The 15556-nt window shown below is 58.6% G+C and carries 19 protein-coding genes; 5 read left to right on the top strand and 14 right to left on the bottom strand.

Translation table 11 applies throughout. The features are described 5' to 3' along the window. Positions 1-285: 285 nt before the first annotated feature. Positions 286-420, bottom strand: coding sequence for a hypothetical protein (locus FP026_RS30790; RefSeq protein ID WP_281408620.1), 135 nt, complete (start codon positions 418-420; stop codon positions 286-288). A gap of 120 nt (positions 421-540) precedes the next feature. Further along, entirely contained in the window at positions 541-1314 is a 774-nt protein-coding gene (locus FP026_RS25725; protein ID WP_149637409.1) for an SDR family oxidoreductase, read from the bottom strand. A gap of 88 nt (positions 1315-1402) precedes the next feature. On the opposite strand from FP026_RS25725, the gene FP026_RS25720 reads away from it, so the two are divergent. Beyond that, positions 1403-2014 carry a TetR/AcrR family transcriptional regulator gene (locus tag FP026_RS25720; RefSeq protein WP_149637408.1) on the top strand — a complete coding sequence of 204 codons (612 nt, stop codon included), beginning with the start codon at positions 1403-1405 and terminating at the stop codon, positions 2012-2014. Positions 2015-2162: 148 nt separating this feature from the next. On the opposite strand, the gene FP026_RS25715 is transcribed toward FP026_RS25720, so the two are convergent. Genes FP026_RS25715 through FP026_RS25670 form a run of 10 tightly spaced genes read right to left on the bottom strand, consistent with a single transcriptional unit; the run spans position 2163 to position 9526 of the window. After that, positions 2163-3197 (bottom strand): Gfo/Idh/MocA family protein, encoded by a 1035-nt coding sequence (locus FP026_RS25715; RefSeq protein ID WP_149637407.1) that lies wholly within the window; start codon positions 3195-3197, stop codon positions 2163-2165. 5 nt (positions 3198-3202) lie between these two features. Beyond that, positions 3203-3652, bottom strand: coding sequence for a type II 3-dehydroquinate dehydratase (gene aroQ / locus FP026_RS25710; RefSeq protein ID WP_149637406.1), 450 nt, complete (start codon positions 3650-3652; stop codon positions 3203-3205). Between the two features lie 30 nt (positions 3653-3682). Continuing rightward, a complete protein-coding gene (locus FP026_RS25705; protein WP_149637405.1) occupies positions 3683-4051 on the bottom strand; it encodes a 5-carboxymethyl-2-hydroxymuconate Delta-isomerase in 369 nt (122 codons plus the stop codon). Positions 4052-4066: 15 nt separating this feature from the next. Beyond that, entirely contained in the window at positions 4067-4927 is an 861-nt protein-coding gene (locus tag FP026_RS25700; RefSeq protein WP_149637404.1) for a shikimate dehydrogenase, read from the bottom strand. A gap of 12 nt (positions 4928-4939) precedes the next feature. Then, positions 4940-5701, bottom strand: a complete 762-nt coding sequence (locus tag FP026_RS25695) for an amino acid ABC transporter ATP-binding protein (protein ID WP_149637403.1) — start codon at positions 5699-5701, stop codon at positions 4940-4942. A 19-nt stretch (positions 5702-5720) separates the two neighbouring features. Continuing rightward, positions 5721-6545: a transporter substrate-binding domain-containing protein gene (locus FP026_RS25690; protein WP_149637402.1), complete on the bottom strand. Its 825-nt coding sequence runs from the start codon at positions 6543-6545 to the stop codon at positions 5721-5723. Between the two features lie 44 nt (positions 6546-6589). After that, positions 6590-7240 carry an amino acid ABC transporter permease gene (locus tag FP026_RS25685; protein ID WP_149637401.1) on the bottom strand — a complete coding sequence of 217 codons (651 nt, stop codon included), beginning with the start codon at positions 7238-7240 and terminating at the stop codon, positions 6590-6592. Between the two features lie 9 nt (positions 7241-7249). Next, positions 7250-7918 carry an amino acid ABC transporter permease gene (locus tag FP026_RS25680; RefSeq protein WP_149637400.1) on the bottom strand — a complete coding sequence of 223 codons (669 nt, stop codon included), beginning with the start codon at positions 7916-7918 and terminating at the stop codon, positions 7250-7252. A gap of 49 nt (positions 7919-7967) precedes the next feature. Continuing rightward, positions 7968-8789 (bottom strand): sugar phosphate isomerase/epimerase family protein, encoded by an 822-nt coding sequence (locus FP026_RS25675; protein ID WP_149637423.1) that lies wholly within the window; start codon positions 8787-8789, stop codon positions 7968-7970. Next, positions 8789-9526 carry a GntR family transcriptional regulator gene (locus FP026_RS25670; RefSeq protein ID WP_149637399.1) on the bottom strand — a complete coding sequence of 246 codons (738 nt, stop codon included), beginning with the start codon at positions 9524-9526 and terminating at the stop codon, positions 8789-8791. The genes FP026_RS25675 and FP026_RS25670 overlap by 1 nt, the downstream gene beginning before the upstream one ends. Positions 9527-9772: 246 nt before the next feature. On the opposite strand from FP026_RS25670, the gene FP026_RS25665 reads away from it, so the two are divergent. From FP026_RS25665 to FP026_RS25650, 4 genes are all read left to right on the top strand, one after another. Further along, positions 9773-10666, top strand: coding sequence for an intradiol ring-cleavage dioxygenase (locus FP026_RS25665; protein ID WP_149637398.1), 894 nt, complete (start codon positions 9773-9775; stop codon positions 10664-10666). 20 nt (positions 10667-10686) lie between these two features. Further along, on the top strand, positions 10687-11469 hold the full coding sequence (gene hpaH, locus FP026_RS25660; protein ID WP_112398868.1) for a 2-oxo-hept-4-ene-1,7-dioate hydratase: 783 nt from the start codon (positions 10687-10689) through the stop codon (positions 11467-11469). Positions 11470-11476: 7 nt separating this feature from the next. Beyond that, a complete protein-coding gene (hpaI, locus tag FP026_RS25655) occupies positions 11477-12241 on the top strand; it encodes a 4-hydroxy-2-oxoheptanedioate aldolase (RefSeq protein WP_149637397.1) in 765 nt (254 codons plus the stop codon). Positions 12242-12360: 119 nt separating this feature from the next. Beyond that, positions 12361-13098: a transporter substrate-binding domain-containing protein gene (locus tag FP026_RS25650; protein WP_149637396.1), complete on the top strand. Its 738-nt coding sequence runs from the start codon at positions 12361-12363 to the stop codon at positions 13096-13098. A 121-nt stretch (positions 13099-13219) separates the two neighbouring features. On the opposite strand, the gene FP026_RS25645 is transcribed toward FP026_RS25650, so the two are convergent. Further along, positions 13220-14353 (bottom strand): flavin-containing monooxygenase, encoded by a 1134-nt coding sequence (locus FP026_RS25645; RefSeq protein ID WP_149637395.1) that lies wholly within the window; start codon positions 14351-14353, stop codon positions 13220-13222. A gap of 296 nt (positions 14354-14649) precedes the next feature. Beyond that, positions 14650-15351 (bottom strand): DUF1223 domain-containing protein, encoded by a 702-nt coding sequence (locus FP026_RS25640; RefSeq protein WP_149637394.1) that lies wholly within the window; start codon positions 15349-15351, stop codon positions 14650-14652. Between the last annotated feature and the right edge of the window lie 205 nt (positions 15352-15556).

The following is a 15556-nucleotide window of genomic DNA, read 5'->3' as shown; positions in this document are numbered from 1 at the left end:
TCTCCGCTTTTGAACGGGGCGGGGGAATGACCGATATCACCCCTTTCACCTGATCTAGGGCAGATGGGTTTCCGATCCAATATGCGATGGCTGGCGTTGCCGGAAATATTGGGTTCGCCCCAGATCAGACGTATGCTTCGCCGCGAAATCGGAACCCTTGAAGACGCGGCCACTCTTCGATGGGTGCGGGTCCTTCTCACCGTATCGACAATTTCGCTATGGGGATTTCGCTCGTTGCCTCGACAAGGGGAATTGCGCTGCTTCCCGCCTATGTTGGACCCAGCACTAAAGGACGAGATCAGGCTGCGTCTGGTCGATGAGTTGATGTCGGCGCGACGAGCCGTTCGGGATGCGAGTAATGATCCCGCCAACTTGGCGGAAGCGCGCCGCCAGGTCGATGAAGGCAAGATCGCGCCTCAACGAGCGCGATCCAGTCTGGTGGACTGACGGGGACCGGACCTCAATCCGCAACTCGTCAAAAATACGCCCTCTGCCGCTTGGTTTGGATGGCCGCAAACATAGCGGAATCTCGGGGATCGATCAGATCCGGGCGCCACCCGTCGCATCAATCATCTGCCCCGTTGTCCAACGCGCATCGTTCGATGCGAGGAAGGCGATGACGTCGGCGACGTCCTCCGCCCGTCCGACACGCGAGAAGACCGAGAGTGCTTCGGCGCCGGCGCGCGCATCCGGCGATGCCAGCCACTCGGCATTCATATCCGTCTCCGTCACACCCGGCAGCACGGCATTGACCGTAATCCCGCGACCCGCAAATTCAGGTGCCAGCGCCAATGTCAATGTCTCCAGCGCCCCCTTGGAGGCAGCATAGGCGGGATGCGTCGGCGCCGCGATCCGTGTAAACCCGGTCGAGACATTGATGACGCGGCCGTTGTCGCGAATGTGGTCGGCCACTGCCTGGATCAGGAAGAACGGCGCCTTGTAGTTAATCGTCATCACCTCGTCGAAAGCGGCTTCGCTCGTCTGCTTCAACGGCAGTGCGGGCGCGATACCGGCATTGTTCACCAGAATGTCGAGAGCAGACGAGCCCGTCTCAGTACGCGCGGCCTGGCTGAACTGCGCCCAGAGGCTGTCGGCCGCGTCCTTGCCCTGTCTGAGGTCGGCCTTCACAGCGACGGCCTTGACACCAAGCGCCTCGATGTCGCGTATCGTGGCATTGGCCGCATCCGCATTGGCGGTATAGTGCACGCCAATTAGCGCGGCACCCTCGCTGGCAAAAGCAAGGGCAACCGCCCGGCCGATACCGCGCGAACTTCCAGTGATGAGGGCTATCTTGTCTGCGAGTCGTTTGGACATTGATCACTCCGTTGCTAAAATAAATAGTGATCCCTACAATAAGAGGCGAGATGCGTCTGTCAACAATTTAATAGGGATCGCTATTTTAATGGAGAAACCAGTCCGCAAACGAGGCAGACCACGCGTGCTCGATCGCGACGTTGGGCTCGACATCGCGGCACGGCTGTTCTGGGAACGCGGCTACGAAGGAACATCGACCGCCGATCTCACGAAGGCCATGGGGATCAATCCGCCGACGCTCTATTCGACCTTCGGCTCCAAGGAAGAATTGTACCGTCAGGCGCTCGACTTCAGCATTGCCCGTGAAAACAGCCGCCGCTCAGACATCCTGCAATCGGGTCTTCCGGTTTATGAAGCCCTGAGCCGCTACCTTTACGATATCGCTGACGGAGACACCCAGCCGGGCAAGCCGCCAGGTTGCATGGTCTCGACCGCCGTCTTGCAGCATGCGGAAGAAAATGCATCCGTCGCGCGGATGACGGCAGCCTTGCGCGAGGCGTCGATGCAGACCCTCAAAGCCCGCTTCGACCGTGCCGTCGAGGAAGGCGAATTGCCGGCGCAAACCGATACCGATACGCTCGCACGCTTCTACGGCGCGATCATCCAGGGCATGTCCGCCCAGGCTTGTGACGGCGCCTGCAATGCCCTGTTGAAACGGCTGATCGACCTTGCACTCACGGCCTGGCCTGGAAAACGTTAGACATTTTGCATCCGGATTGCAGTGGAAGGGGGTTGAACCCACCCCTCTTTCGCTCCGGGTGATGTTACGAAGACTTAGACGCCTTTTGAGGCGTGGGAGCTATTATGGAACAGCTACGCGTTCTCTTGCCGTTTGCCTTGACCCCTGGCTAGAGGACGACGCGTCCTCCCATCGCGGCTGACTGCTTGACGGCCTCAATGACTTTCAATGTCTCCAGACCTTCCCGACCACTGACTAAAGGAGCTTCCTCGCCCCGAATGACGCTGCAGAACTGACGGATCTGCATGACAAGCGGATCCTCGTTTTCGTATGCGGCTCTGTCGCGCTCAAATGCCTCGGTCCAGCTTCGCTTTTCGGCATTGCTCCATATTTCTAGCGACGGCACGGCCAGAGATCCGTGTGTTCCGCCGATCATGTAGCAAGTCTCTTCGGTTTTCGGGTAAGCGGGATTTTCTCCCGTCGTCATTTCCCAACTCCACGGCGCGACAACGGAATCGGACACGGAAGCAGTTCCGAGAACACCACTTTTGAACTCGATGAGGATGACCGCGCTTTCCTCAACGACGTTGCCTCGCACTGCGTTGGATTCACGGGCCTGCACGGCGTTTATATCGCCGCAAAGGAAACGGAGGTTGTCGATGTCGTGAATTAAGTTAAGGAAGACCGGCCCTGCTCCACGCTCTCGCCGCCAGGGGATGTCAAAATACTCGTCCGGCTTGAACAGCCAGAACATCGCATTCACGATCAGGATCCGACCGAGCGTCCCGCGGTCGATGATCTCCTTCGCTTTCTGCATCATCGGATTATGCCGGCGGTGATGTCCCGTCAGCAGCGCCACGCCTTTGGCCTCAGCCATTTGCACAAGCTTCTCGCCGGCAGCGATGCCGTCCGCGATCGGCTTTTCGATCAGCGCCGGTATGCCCGCCTCCACGGCTTCCAACCCATTTTGGACATGCAACTGGTTAGGTGTCGCGATGATGACTCCGTCGGGGCGCTCGGAATTCATCATGTCGGCAAAACTGGGGAACCATCTGACACCAGCCTCACTCGCGATCGCCTGGCCAACTGGCGTGGGATCCACAACTGCCATCAGCTTTGCGGCGGGCTCTTCCATCACGTGCTTGATATGACGCTTGCCGATTAGCCCCGCCCCAAGGACTGCCAGCTTGACCCGGTTCGCCATCGCTATCAGTCCTTCTTCTCCGTCTTGAGCATGGTCGCAACTCTGCGGATGCCGAGTTGATAGCCTTCGGTGCCGAGACCAGCGATGACGCCGTCGGCCCGGTGGGACACGAAGGAGTGGTGGCGAAAACTCTCGCGCTTGTGGACGTTGGAGATATGGATCTCGATGACCGGGCCTTCAAAGGTATTCAGCGCGTCGAGGATCGCGAGCGAAGTGTGAGTGAACGCGGCCGGGTTGATGACAATGCCAGCGCCGTCCTCGCGCGCTTGGTGGATCCAGTCGATGATCTCATATTCGCGGTTGCTTTGATGGAAACGGATCTCGTGCCCCAGCTCCGACGCCAACTTTCGGCAGTCCGCCTCGACGTCAGCCAATGTCTCGTGCCCGTAGATATGTGGCTGGCGCTTGCCGAGGAGGTTTAGGTTTGGTCCGTTGAGAACGTAGATGAGGCTCATTGCATTTGTCCTTGTTAGGCGTTGCCGGGATCAGGCGAAGGCTATTTCCTGAAACGCGAAGTTTGGGTCGGATTCGTAGAGATCTGCACGGAGCCCGAGCCGGCCGGTTTCCAGTGCCGAAGCTGCGACGTCACGCGCAGCTTCGAGCACCGATTTCAGCAGCTCTCGCTTGACCTCCGGAGGACGGCCTGGGGCCATGCGTACAATTATCTGCACAAAGTGGTTGTCGGGATGCTCGTCGCCGACGCAGGAGACGGTGGCTTCTCTAGCGAACGTGCGGACCACGGTTGGCTTGACCAGCCCGCCGTCGCGGACCCGGCGATGAACCGCGCGGGTCAACTCGTCGATGGCGACGCGTTCCGCCGCACCTCGGCTGTAGTCGATGATGATATGCGGCATGGAGTAGTCCCCCGATCAGGCTGCCACTCGACACAGTTCGTCGAAATGGCGCGACATTCGTTCCGTGTCGGGTGACAGGCCTGTGAAAAGCTCGAAGGCTGCGGCCGCCTGAAACACGGTCATTCCTCCGCCTGGGAGCGTTCGGCACCCCTTCTGCTTTGCCAGTGCAAGGAGCTCGGTCACCAACGGCATATAGACGATATCCGCCACCCAGTGACGATGCTGTATCCAATCGGGATCTATCGGAAGCCCCGGATGGCTTCGCATACCAGTCGGCGTGGCGTGGATCAGGCCATCTGCGACGGCGAGCGCGGCACCGACGTCTCTGACCGGCCTTGCGACTTCTCCTGAAAATCTCTCGTTGAGCTGATCGGCGAGAGTGGTGGCGCGGCGCTCGTCCTGATCGAAGATCGAGAGCTTTTCTATGCCGAGTTTCACGGCGGCGTGCGCGACGGCCACCCCAGCACCACCAGCGCCGAGCAGAACAGCATGAGCCTTCGCGACATCGGGCAAGCCGCGCTCGAAATTCTTGTAGAAGCCATACCAGTCGGTGTTGTGTCCGATCCGCTCGCCATTCCGAAGCACGACCGTGTTTACAGCTCCAAGCATCTCGGCATCTTCGGACAGGCGCGTCAGGTGAGGCAGCACGGTCTGTTTGCATGGGTGGGTGATGTTGGTTCCCGCAAAGCCGCGGCTTTCCAGTTCGTTCAGAAGATCTGGCAGCGCGGAAGGAGGCAATCCGCGCACTGTCAGGTCCACGAGCTCGTACTCGTAATCAAGCCCCAGGTTGCGCCCTTCCGTTTCATGGAGCGCCGGCGACTTTGACATCTGGATGTCGGCGCCGATTAAGCCGACCAGGAATTTGTTGTTGTCCATGTCTCTGCCCGATCAGTGATGCGCAAGGATTTCGCCGAGAAATGCCTTCGTCCGTTCATGCGTGGGGTTCTTGAAGAAGGTTTCGGGCTCCGCCTCCTCGATGATCTCTCCGGAAGCCATGAAGATGACCCTGTCAGCGACTTGCCGGGCGAAGCCCATTTCATGGGTCACGCAGATCATAGTCATGCCGTCTCTTGCGAGGCCGATCATGGTGTCGAGAACCTCTTTGACCATTTCAGGATCCAAGGCGGACGTAGGCTCGTCGAAAAGCATCGCTTTCGGCTCCATGCACAGGGCGCGCGCGATAGCGACGCGCTGCTGCTGTCCGCCGCTGAGTTGTGCCGGATACTTTTCCGCCTGATCGAGGATACGGACGCGTTCGAGATACTTTCGCGCCAACTTCTCTGCGTCGGCACGGCTTGCGCCCCGCACTCTCATGGGTGCAAGCGCACAGTTTTGCAGGACGGTCATGTGCGGGAACAGATTGAAGTTCTGGAAAACCATTCCGACTTCACGTCGAATGGCGTCGACCGCCTTGGCGGTGCCGTCCAGCAGTTGACCTTCCACCACGATCTTGCCGCTCTCAATCAATTCAAGAGCATTGATGCAGCGGATCAAGGTGGACTTGCCGGAACCGGACGGTCCGCAAAGGACGATCTTCTCTCCCTTGCGAACCGACAGATTGATGTTCTTCAGGGCGTGGAAGGCGCCGTACCATTTCTCCACTTTATCAAGGGATATCAAGGTCGACTGATCATTGGGGGAATTGAGCACGGCGCCCTCCATTTATGCTTTACTTGACCGTAAACGGGATGTTGGGGATGGATTCAGGGAATTTAGGAAGATCGATTGCCATCCACTTCTTGGTGATGGCTGCGAGTTCGCCGTTGCCCTTGATCTTGTCGAGGAACGCGTTGACGGTCTCGTTCCAATCCTTCTCGCCGAGGCGTGTTCCCACGCCGTTGTAGGTCGTCAGGAAGTCGATCTTTCGTTCATACGTGCCGGCGCTGGCTGCATCGAGCCTCTGCCCGTAGAACTGATTGCCACCCACTGCCTTTACCTGTCCGGAGATCAGGGCCTGGATAGTGGCCGCGTCATCGTCGAAGCGGCGAATGGTGGCCGTCGATCCGACCGCGTCGGTTACCGCCTTGTCCTGCGAGCTGGACTTCGGCACACCTATTTCCCAACCAGCCACGTCGGCCGGCGATTTCACTGCGTCGGCTTTGGCGGCATAAAGCGAAATCGTGTTGGCCGCATAAGGTTTGCTGTACTGGATCGCCTTGGCGCGCTCTTCCGTCATCGCCATCGTGGCGAAGAGAATATCGACCTTCCCGGTCGTCAGCGCGGGAATACGGTTCGCTACCGCGAGCGGTTGGAACTGGACTTTCACGCCGAGCTCCTTGGCGAACAGCGTCGCCACGTCGGCGTCGAAGCCATCCTGTTTGCCGCTCGAGTTCACGAAGCCCCAAGGTGCGTTGTCGCCTTGGATACCCACGACGAGCGTTCCCTTCGACTTGATCTGCTCAACAGATGCCGCGGTGGCTGCCGTAGCGCCGATGGCGGCGAAGGTAGCGGTTGCCAGCGCTAGACCGATAAATTTCCTGCGATTGGTATTCATTGCACTTTCCTCCTCTTATGCTGTTTACTTCTCCCGAAGCAGGCTTAGCGGATGGCTTTTGCCATCCGTTTTTCGAGGCCGCTCCCGACATGGGAGAGAGGCCAGCAAATCATGAAGTAGATTATTCCGATGATCCCGAAGACGAGCAGCGGGCGGTAGGTCTGGTTCGATATGATCTGGCCAGCCCGGGTCAGCTCGATGAAGCCCACGATCGCCGCAAGCGACGTCCCCTTGATGAGCTGCACAAGAAAGCCGATGGTCGCAGGCATCGAGATCTTCAAAGCCTGCGGCAGAACCACGTCCTTCATTCGGGAGACGTAATGGAGGCCAAGAGCGTTCGCGGCTTCGGTCTGCCCTTTGGGAACGGCTTCAATCGAACCGCGCCATATCTCGCCGAGGAAGGCGCTTGCGTGGAGAGTGAACGCGATCGCGACAGCGACCCAGGCGTTGACGTCAATGCCAAGCAAGGCAACGCCGTAGTAGACGACAAAGAGCTGCATCAGGAGCGGCGTGCCTTGGAAGAGCGCGATGTAGCCAGATGATGCAAGCCGGGCGAACTGATACTTCGACGTGCGCGCGAGCGCGATCAAAATACCGAACACGCCTCCGCCAATGAAACCGATAATCGCCAGCAATACGGTCCATTTCAGACCCTGCAGGATGAAGAACAGCTCGTTTTCGCCGATGGGACCCATGAGCGCCTCCTATCGAGTCGGATAATTGAAGTAGGAACGGGAGATCAGAGCGAAGATTCCCATCATCAGGCTTGAGATGACCAGGTAGATTACGGTCACGGTGAAGTAGACTTCGAAGCTTCGGAACGTATCTGACTCGATGCGTTGCGCCGCCGATGTAAGCTCATATGCGGCGATCGAGGTGCACACCGACGTGGTCAAGGTCAGCATCACGAATTGGCTGGTCAAAGACGGGTAGATCGCTCGCAGTGCCGGCTTGAGAACGATGAGCCGGAAGACGTCGGCCTTATGCAGCCCGAGTGCAAAACCAGCTTCGATCTGTCCCTTGCTGATGCTCTCAACGCCCCCGCGGATGATCTCGATGGCGTAGGCACCTCCGTTGATCCCCAGCGCGATGATTGCGGTGACTGTCGGGTTCAGGCGGATGCCCATAAGCGGAAGGGCGAAGTAGATAAAGAAGATCTGCACGAGGAACGGCGTGTTGCGGACGACTTCGACGAACGCGATGACCGGAGCACGAACCCACGCGATCTTCGACGTTCTCGCTGCAACGCCCAGGATTCCGATCACGAGAGCGAGCAGCATCCCGGCGAAGGCGAGACCCAACGTTCCGAGCGACCCCCAAAACAATTCCGGGGCGCGGTCGAAGACCGCACCAAAATCAAACGTGTAACCCATCTGCTGGCTTCCTCCCTTCGGCGCGGCTCTCGCCTCACCGCCGCCGCGATCACTGACCCGGCTTAGATATTCTTAAGGCCCCTTCGAACAGGCGTTTCAAATGCTCCTCCGCGTCCGCCGAGCCTGAAAGAGGTACTTCGACCGAGATCGATGCGGCCCCGTCGGCTATTGCGACCAGTTCGCCCAAGGGCAACTTGCCCTCGCCAGGGACAAGACGTTTGCCTCGCGCCTCCGCGATCATGGCCTCGGCCGTGCTCGGAGCGGGTCCGACGACGTCGCACAACTGGACGTGCTTGACCCTGTCGATCTCGGCGCGCAGCGACGTCAACGTTCCGCCGTTCCTGAAGAAATGTACTCCGTCGACGAGTGCGCCGGCATTGGGCGCGCCGCTCGATTTCAGGAGGTTGACACTGTCAGCGAAGGTTCTGACCGTCCGCCAACCCATGTTCTCGATATCGACCGCCAATCCGTAGCCGCTTGCAAGGCCGCAGAATTCGGTGAAGTTCGACTGCAGCCGGCTCTGTTCCGGATCGTCGCCGCACACGCTTAGACGCTTGGCCCCGATGTTGGCAGCCGCAGCCACTATGGGTTCCAGAGACGAGGCGTTGAACGACGGGTCGATAACAAAGAACTCGATATCGAAGACCTCGAGCGCTTCGCCGCGCAATACGGCTTTCAATTCTTCCGCTGCGTGGCCGCCTACAGGCAGCTCGTAGTACGGCGCTCCAGGAAACGCCGGATTCAGCCTCAGTCCAATCCTTGAAAAGCCCGCCCCCGCTGCGGCCTTTGCAAAATCGCTCGGCGTCAGGGAGATGGCGGAGAAGTGCGCGACGCCAATCTTTTGCTCTGATTTCGATCCAGGCGCCACCATCACACGATCCCTTTCGTCGCGAGATGATTTCGCAGGTTCGTCCCAGTGCGGTGGATGTGCTGTCGCAGTTTCTCGCTGGCGTATTCGATATCCCGCGCGACCGCTCCTTGCGCAATCTCGCTGTGCTCCTGCCCGACGTTCCGGTCGCCGGAAGTCCTGATGAGGAAGACCCGGCGGTATCGGTCATTCAGATTCAGCAAGAGGTCGCAGAAATGCAACAGCAGCGGCTTGCCGCAGCCGGAAATGAGCGTGAGATGAAATTCCCGATGAAGTGCCTCCCATTGCTCGAGCGTCTCAGGCCGTGAGGCATCTCGATCCGTGCGGTTCAGGCGATGGAGCGAGCGCATTATATTGCCCTCCCACTCGACATCGCCGATACGCATGGATTCCCGCAGCGCGAAGACTTCGAGCTCTTCGCGGAGCGTCGTGATTTCTTCCAGATTCGCCAGCGAGATCGGAGCTACGCGATAGCCGCGGTTGTCCTGAAACTCCACCAGGCCATCGGAGATGAGGCGGGCAAGTCCCTCCCTCAGAGGGCTTAAGCTGACGTTGAACGTGCGGCGCGCCTTGTCGAGATTGATCTTGCTGCCGGCCTCCAATTCACCAGAGATGATCGCCTCGCGCAGACGCGACGCCAGCTGGCTTCCGATAGTGTTCTTGCCATCATCGGAAAAAGCCGCCGACGCTGTCTCCTCATCTGTCATTGGCGCAGAGGCGCTGTCATCAGCCGAGCTCATCCCTACTCCTTTGATCAACTGTCGATGATCGATATGATAAACGATTATTTTTGTCAACGAGAAAGCGAGATTAAGCCTCGTTTTGCAGATAAATCTAGATGAGACTATGAATTTAAAGAAGCAAATTCAGTATGTTAATACAACAAAGAGCAAATTTCCTTCCCGCTTACGGGAAAAAGAGGCCGTAACATTCATTGACAGATAATCGTTTATTTTTAATAGTCGGTGCCGATGGGAGGTACCCTTATGGCCATAAAGACTGAAAGCGAGTTGACGCCCGCCGTCCTCGCGGTGATGAACAAAACCGAGGATCCGCGTCTGCGAGAAATCCTCGTAGCAATGGTGAAGCATCTCCATGCATTCGTGCGGGAGGTGAGATTGTCCGAAGTCGAGTTCCGCGAGGCTACGGCGATACTCAACGAGATCGGACAACTGCAGACGGACAGCCACAACGAGTTTGTTCTCATGGCCGGATCTCTCGGCGTGTCCTCGCTGGTTTGCCTTTTGAACAACGGCAACAGTGGCCAGACGGAGACGTCGCAGTCTCTTCTCGGCCCATTCTGGCGCCTGAACTCTCCCCGTGTCGAAAACGGCGGTACGATCATCCGCTCCGACACGCCAGGCACGCCACTCTATGTCCGCGCCAGGGTAGTAGACCGGGACGGCAGGCCGATCGCGGGTGCCGAGGTCGACGTCTGGCATGCTTCTCCTGCTGGGCTCTATGAAAATCAGGACCCCGATCAGGCTGAGATGAACCTTCGGGGCAAGTTCACCACGGACGCCGACGGCCGCTTCTGGTTCAGGACCGTGAAGATGGTCGGATACCCGATCCCGGTCGACGGCGTCGTCGGCCGACTGCTGAAGGCGCAGGGACGTCACCCGTACCGACCAGCGCATCTTCACGCCCTGATCTTCAAGCAGGGATACAAGACACTGATTTCCCAGGTCTTCGATCCAAGCGATCCGAACATCGATTCCGACGTTCAGTTTGGAGTGACGGCAGCCCTGACCGGCGATTTCGTCCGCCATGACGAGCCGCATCCGTCCGAACCCGGCGTCGACGGCCCCTGGTTCTCGCTCGACTATACCTACGTCATGGAGCCCGGCGAAGCCGTGCTGCCGCGCCCGCCAATCAAATAACCAACGACAGAGCCTAACCCATGATCACAGAACAGGAACGCCGAGAGGCGGCCAACGCCCTTCTGAAGGCAGAAACCGACCGCAAGCCAATCGTTCAACCGAGCAAAACCTACCCCGGTCTAGAGCTTGAAGACGCCTACAAAATTCAAGCGCTCTGGGCGGAGGCTCGGACCGCTAGGGGTGCTCGGGTCGTCGGCCACAAGATCGGCCTCACATCGCGCGCGATGCAGATGGCGTCCAAGATGACCGAGCCCGACTATGGTGTCATCCTCGACGACGCCCTCTACAACGACGGGGCGCAGATCAAGGCGGAACTCTTTATCAAGCCGCGCCTCGAAGTCGAGCTCGCCTTTGTGATGGGCGAGGATCTCGAGGGGCCCGGTACGCGGATCTACGACGTGATGAGGGCGACTGAATTCGTAGTCCCGGCTCTCGAGATCATCGACTATCGCACCGAGGTTCCGAGGGCGATCACCGACACGATCGCTGACAATGCCGCTTTTGGGGCCATCGTTGTAGGGGGTCGCATCATTCGCCCAATGGACATCGACATCCGCTGGGTGGGCGCCACCCTCTCGAAGAACGGCATTATCGAGGAATCCGGTGTTTCTGCAGCGATCATGGGCCATCCGGCAGCCGGGATCGCGTGGTTGGTAAACAAGCTCCATGCGGTGGGCGGCGGTTTGAAAAAGGGGCAGATCGTGCTGGCCGGCTCTTTCACCCGCCCAGTGGACATCGCCCAGGGCGACGTGATCCAGGCCGACTACGGCCCCGTCGGCTCAATCGGCGTCTCATTCGTGTGAGGATCTAATGGAACTCCCCGTCAACAGCTTCAAGCGAAAACTCCAGGCTGGTCAAAGCCAGATCGGATTGTGGTGCGGTCTTCCGGGCAGCTATACAGCGGAAATCGTCGCACCGTCCGGTTTCGACTGGCTGCTTTTCGATACCGAGCATTCTCCCAGCGACGTCCTCACTGTGCTTCCACAGTTGCAGGCGGTCGCGCCGTACGACGTCGCCCCCGTGGTGCGCCCGGCCTTCAACGACCCCGTATTGATCAAGCGTTTTCTGGATATCGGCGTCCAGACGCTTCTCATTCCATATGTGCAGAATGAACAGGAGGCGAAGGCGGCCGTGGCCGCCACGCGTTACGCACCGCGAGGTATCCGTGGCGTATCCGCCCTCACCCGCGCCACCCGTTTCGGGCGCGTGCCGAACTACGCACAGACCGCCGAACAGGAGATCTGCCTCTTGCTGCAGATCGAAACGCGAGAGGCGCTCGATCAGCTTGAAGCCATTGCAGGGGTCGACGGAGTCGACGGGATCTTCATCGGTCCGGCGGACCTCGCGGCCAGCCTCGGTTATCCCGGCCAGCCGGGACATCCCGAGGTAGTCTCGGCAATCGAGAATGCGATTGAGCGCTTGAAAGCCGTCGGTAAGCCTTCGGGCATCTTGACGGCTGACGAGAAGTTTGCGGCTCGCTGCATTGCGCAGGGAACGCTGTTCACGGCAGTTGGCGTCGACGTTGCCCTCCTTGCCAGAGGATCGGAAGCACTTGCGTCCAGGTTTTCGCGCTAGAGCCGGATGATTTTAGGTCTGTTTGACCTAAAATTCCGCTCTAGAATCAAAGAAGTAGAGCGTGATGTCGTCCGAAAACCGCCTACACTTTTCGGCATCACGCTCTAGGGAGACATAGCATGTTCACTTTGGAGCAGGTCCGGGCGGAGATAGCGACGGCTGGAACCATCAGGGCCGCCGTCAACATGTCGAACGCAGCATTGATTCGCTGGGACGAAAACGCGGGCGCCTTAGTGGGTCCGAGCGCGGACATTGCGGATAGGATCGCCCACGAACTTAATCAGAGGCTTTCCCTCATACAATACGGATCGGCCGCGGATATTCTTTCCGCTGCGGACGGCGACGAGTGGGACATCGCCTTCATCGCGTCAGACCCATCAAGAACCGATCGCTTCAGCTTCTCGCCTCCCTACATCTCGGTCGACGCCACCTACCTGGTTCCAGTGGCTTCACCCTACCAGACGGCGGACGAGCTGGATTCCAACGGAATTCGCATCGCTTCCGCGCGTAGCGCCGCCTATACGAAGCAGCTTGAACGAACACTCAAGCGAGCGACGGTGCTACATGTCGACAGCCCCGCGGCGGCCCTCGACTTTCTCGCGGACCGAGAATGCGACGCGGCGGCTGGGCTGACCGAATTCCTCTTCAACGCCTCGGAGCGGATGGAAGGCTTCCGGGTGGTGGATGGAGTGTTTTCGCGAATTCCGCAGACGATCGCGGTGCATAAACGGGCCACCAACGCCTCGCTCTTCTTCGCGGACTTCGTACGGCGGCTCGGTGGCGCGGATGCCGGGGGAGAAAAAGGCGGCGTCGACGGAGTGGTGCGATCGGCAACAAGGTGCCGATCTCGTTGGTAAATTCGGGAGGCGCAACCAGCCCGCCTTCCTGAAACAAGCCGGAAAACTCTAGTCTCCGGTGGTCCAATGTTTGGGAGCGGATCAATCTCCGCCGGGGCTCTGGTTACCGCTGGATGAAAGTTCAGTGGCAGGTGAGGCTTGTCATTGCGATTGACTTTGCGATTTGCAATGCCTCGATCCCAATCTGGCGAAGCAGCCCGGTCGTGGCAGGATTGAAGCCGCAGAAGTACAGATTGGCCTTTCCTGGTTGAAGCTCATCCCTGGCCGGCTTCCCGGCATTCGAAAACCGGTCCGCGAAATCTGGCAGAAATGTCTCGAGAGACGGCCTATAGCCTGTCGCCACCACAATCGCGTCGAATTCCGCGGATCGATCATTGACGAAGCGCACGTTTGCACCATCCGACTTTTCGATGCCGGGGAACACCTTGATCCGTCCATCTCTGATCTTCGCGATGGTACCAATGTCGATCAAGGGAGTCCGGCCTTGCTCTATCATCGTGGTCAGAGGACCTTGGTGGGAGCGCTTGAGACCCAGTTCCTCGATATCGCGGTAGCGTAGATGTAGAAAAGGCGCGTTAACCGCATCAACCACTCTGTACGGAAAGCGTTGTTGAAGGATGGCGATCGTCGCGCTTGACACACCTAATATCTCCCTCGGGACGACATTGACTGGACCGCGGACCGACATGGCAACATCAAGACCGGCTTCGGCACATTCCAGCGCGATCTCTCCTGCTGAGTTTCCGAAGCCAACCACCAGGATTCGACCTGCGTCGACGGCAGACGCGTTCCGATATTCGGAAGAGTGAATAATCTGTCCTGGAAAATTGTTCTGACCGGTCCAATACGGTCTGACGGGACTCCTCGATAGACCAGTCGCGATTACGACAGCTCTCGCCTCGAACACATCGCCATCGGTGGTCGCAACAACCCACTCTGTTTTCTTGGCTACGGACGCGACGGTCTTGTCGGTGAGAATTCGAAGGTTGTTTGCCCGCGCATAGCTTTCGAGGTAGTCGATGACCTGTAGGCGTGACGGATATTTTGGAAAGCCGGCGGGCATCGCTCTCCCCGGAAGCGCTGAGTGACGTTTCTCAGTATGGAGATGAAGACGATCGTAGTGCCGCCGCCACGAAGCGCCGAGCTCGTTCGTGGCTTCAAGAATAAGGGAACGGCAGCCTCTTGCACGGAGTGCCGCCGCGCATGCCAATCCCGCCGGGCCTGCACCGATAATGACTGTTTCCTCAGCAGCCATCTGCGCTTCCTCGAGTAAGCTCGTGTATTCAACACCTGAGCCTACACCATCATCGGCCTCCACGCCCATACCCGTAAAGTGTGATGTCGGCGGCGCGATTGGTCTTGCCGACTTCGATGAAGAGCCATTCCGTGTCACCTGAGCGCTGAACTTTCCCGACGTGTATGCTGGGAGGCGCGGTAGATTGCCCCGATGGCAGCGCTCAAGAAAATGGCGCACGACGTCGAGGGCAATACGGGCACCCAGCGCTCGAGCCTTCGTTGAAGGGGGTAAGGCGCTACCATTTGCTAAAAATTTCAGTCCGTCGCTGCCGCGAGTATCGGTCCACCTCGTGGCTCTTGAATGAGAATTGCCGTGCGAAGGCCATCCGGCGCCTTCGAGAAATCGAATGCGGTAGAGCTTCCGTCCCATTGCCCAAGACGCTTCAATGCATGCACGACGTGGATGTGGGGCAAAGTACTGCCGGCATTCTCGCCTCTCGCGATTGGCACATCGATGACATTTGGATCGTACTGGATCAACCAGACGTCCGCAGCCGTTCTTGGGACATCACCATGGCCAATCTCCGTGCGGCTCCGGCCCAGCGTAATGGCCGGTCCTTTCAAGTGGGAGACCGTTGACAGAAGTGCTGTCAGCTCTGAGAGGTTGTTTCCAACAACAGTCTTCGTGCCGTTGACAACCATCTGCGGTGTGAAGGGTCCTGACTGATGCAACGGTGCCTCATATGCAATCTGCCGATCCGAAAATTCCTGTTTTCCGAATGTGTCCTTCCAGCCGAGATAGTCCCAATATGTCACTGCGAAGCTCAACGTGAGGACGGCGTCGCGCTTACTGAGATTTATCAGGTTGGCGTTCGCGGGCGGGCAGGACGAGCATCCCTGGCTCGTGAAGAGCTCGACTACCGTGAGGGGACGGTTGTCGCTCGGTGCCCCATGAGAAGCGCCCGCCGTGACGCACATGACCGTTCCGGTGACTACTAACCTCGCTAGCTGCCTCATCGCTTCTCTCCCAGTGGTTTCATCATCGCCTTCGCAATCAGATCGCTGCTTGTTACAAGTTCACGGTTTTGTGATCGTAAGCACAGGTCTCCCTGAGCGAGCTATGCAGGTTTTTCGCGTGGAGCTAACCCGTATTTGGAAGAATTTTCTTCGCGGCGCCCTGTAATAAGAGTATTTTATCATTCGTAGTACCCGATAGGACCGC

It is taken from the genome of Martinezella tropici (assembly GCF_008370325.1).
Lineage (GTDB): Bacteria > Pseudomonadota > Alphaproteobacteria > Rhizobiales > Rhizobiaceae > Rhizobium > Rhizobium tropici_B.
Note: the sequence above shows the minus strand (reverse complement) of the source record. Positions and strands in the feature narration are given on the sequence as shown.

What these genes read in the sequence shown, in the direction of transcription:
- FP026_RS25650 (WP_149637396.1), top strand. Translation starts at nt 12,361, where the DNA reads ATGTTCACTTTGGAGCAGGTCCGGGCGGAGATAGCGACGGCTGGAACC.
- FP026_RS25645 (WP_149637395.1), bottom strand. Translation starts at nt 14,353, where the DNA reads ATGGCTGCTGAGGAAACAGTCATTATCGGTGCAGGCCCGGCGGGATTG.
- FP026_RS25640 (WP_149637394.1), bottom strand. Translation starts at nt 15,351, where the DNA reads ATGAGGCAGCTAGCGAGGTTAGTAGTCACCGGAACGGTCATGTGCGTC.
- FP026_RS25725 (WP_149637409.1), bottom strand. Translation starts at nt 1,314, where the DNA reads ATGTCCAAACGACTCGCAGACAAGATAGCCCTCATCACTGGAAGTTCG.
- hpaH (WP_112398868.1), top strand. Translation starts at nt 10,687, where the DNA reads ATGATCACAGAACAGGAACGCCGAGAGGCGGCCAACGCCCTTCTGAAG.
- FP026_RS25690 (WP_149637402.1), bottom strand. Translation starts at nt 6,545, where the DNA reads ATGAATACCAATCGCAGGAAATTTATCGGTCTAGCGCTGGCAACCGCT.
- FP026_RS25670 (WP_149637399.1), bottom strand. Translation starts at nt 9,526, where the DNA reads ATGAGCTCGGCTGATGACAGCGCCTCTGCGCCAATGACAGATGAGGAG.
- FP026_RS25720 (WP_149637408.1), top strand. Translation starts at nt 1,403, where the DNA reads ATGGAGAAACCAGTCCGCAAACGAGGCAGACCACGCGTGCTCGATCGC.
- FP026_RS25715 (WP_149637407.1), bottom strand. Translation starts at nt 3,197, where the DNA reads ATGGCGAACCGGGTCAAGCTGGCAGTCCTTGGGGCGGGGCTAATCGGC.
- FP026_RS25680 (WP_149637400.1), bottom strand. Translation starts at nt 7,918, where the DNA reads ATGGGTTACACGTTTGATTTTGGTGCGGTCTTCGACCGCGCCCCGGAA.
- FP026_RS25665 (WP_149637398.1), top strand. Translation starts at nt 9,773, where the DNA reads ATGGCCATAAAGACTGAAAGCGAGTTGACGCCCGCCGTCCTCGCGGTG.
- hpaI (WP_149637397.1), top strand. Translation starts at nt 11,477, where the DNA reads ATGGAACTCCCCGTCAACAGCTTCAAGCGAAAACTCCAGGCTGGTCAA.
- FP026_RS25685 (WP_149637401.1), bottom strand. Translation starts at nt 7,240, where the DNA reads ATGGGTCCCATCGGCGAAAACGAGCTGTTCTTCATCCTGCAGGGTCTG.
- FP026_RS25705 (WP_149637405.1), bottom strand. Translation starts at nt 4,051, where the DNA reads ATGCCGCATATCATCATCGACTACAGCCGAGGTGCGGCGGAACGCGTC.
- FP026_RS25700 (WP_149637404.1), bottom strand. Translation starts at nt 4,927, where the DNA reads ATGGACAACAACAAATTCCTGGTCGGCTTAATCGGCGCCGACATCCAG.
- FP026_RS25675 (WP_149637423.1), bottom strand. Translation starts at nt 8,789, where the DNA reads ATGGTGGCGCCTGGATCGAAATCAGAGCAAAAGATTGGCGTCGCGCAC.
- aroQ (WP_149637406.1), bottom strand. Translation starts at nt 3,652, where the DNA reads ATGAGCCTCATCTACGTTCTCAACGGACCAAACCTAAACCTCCTCGGC.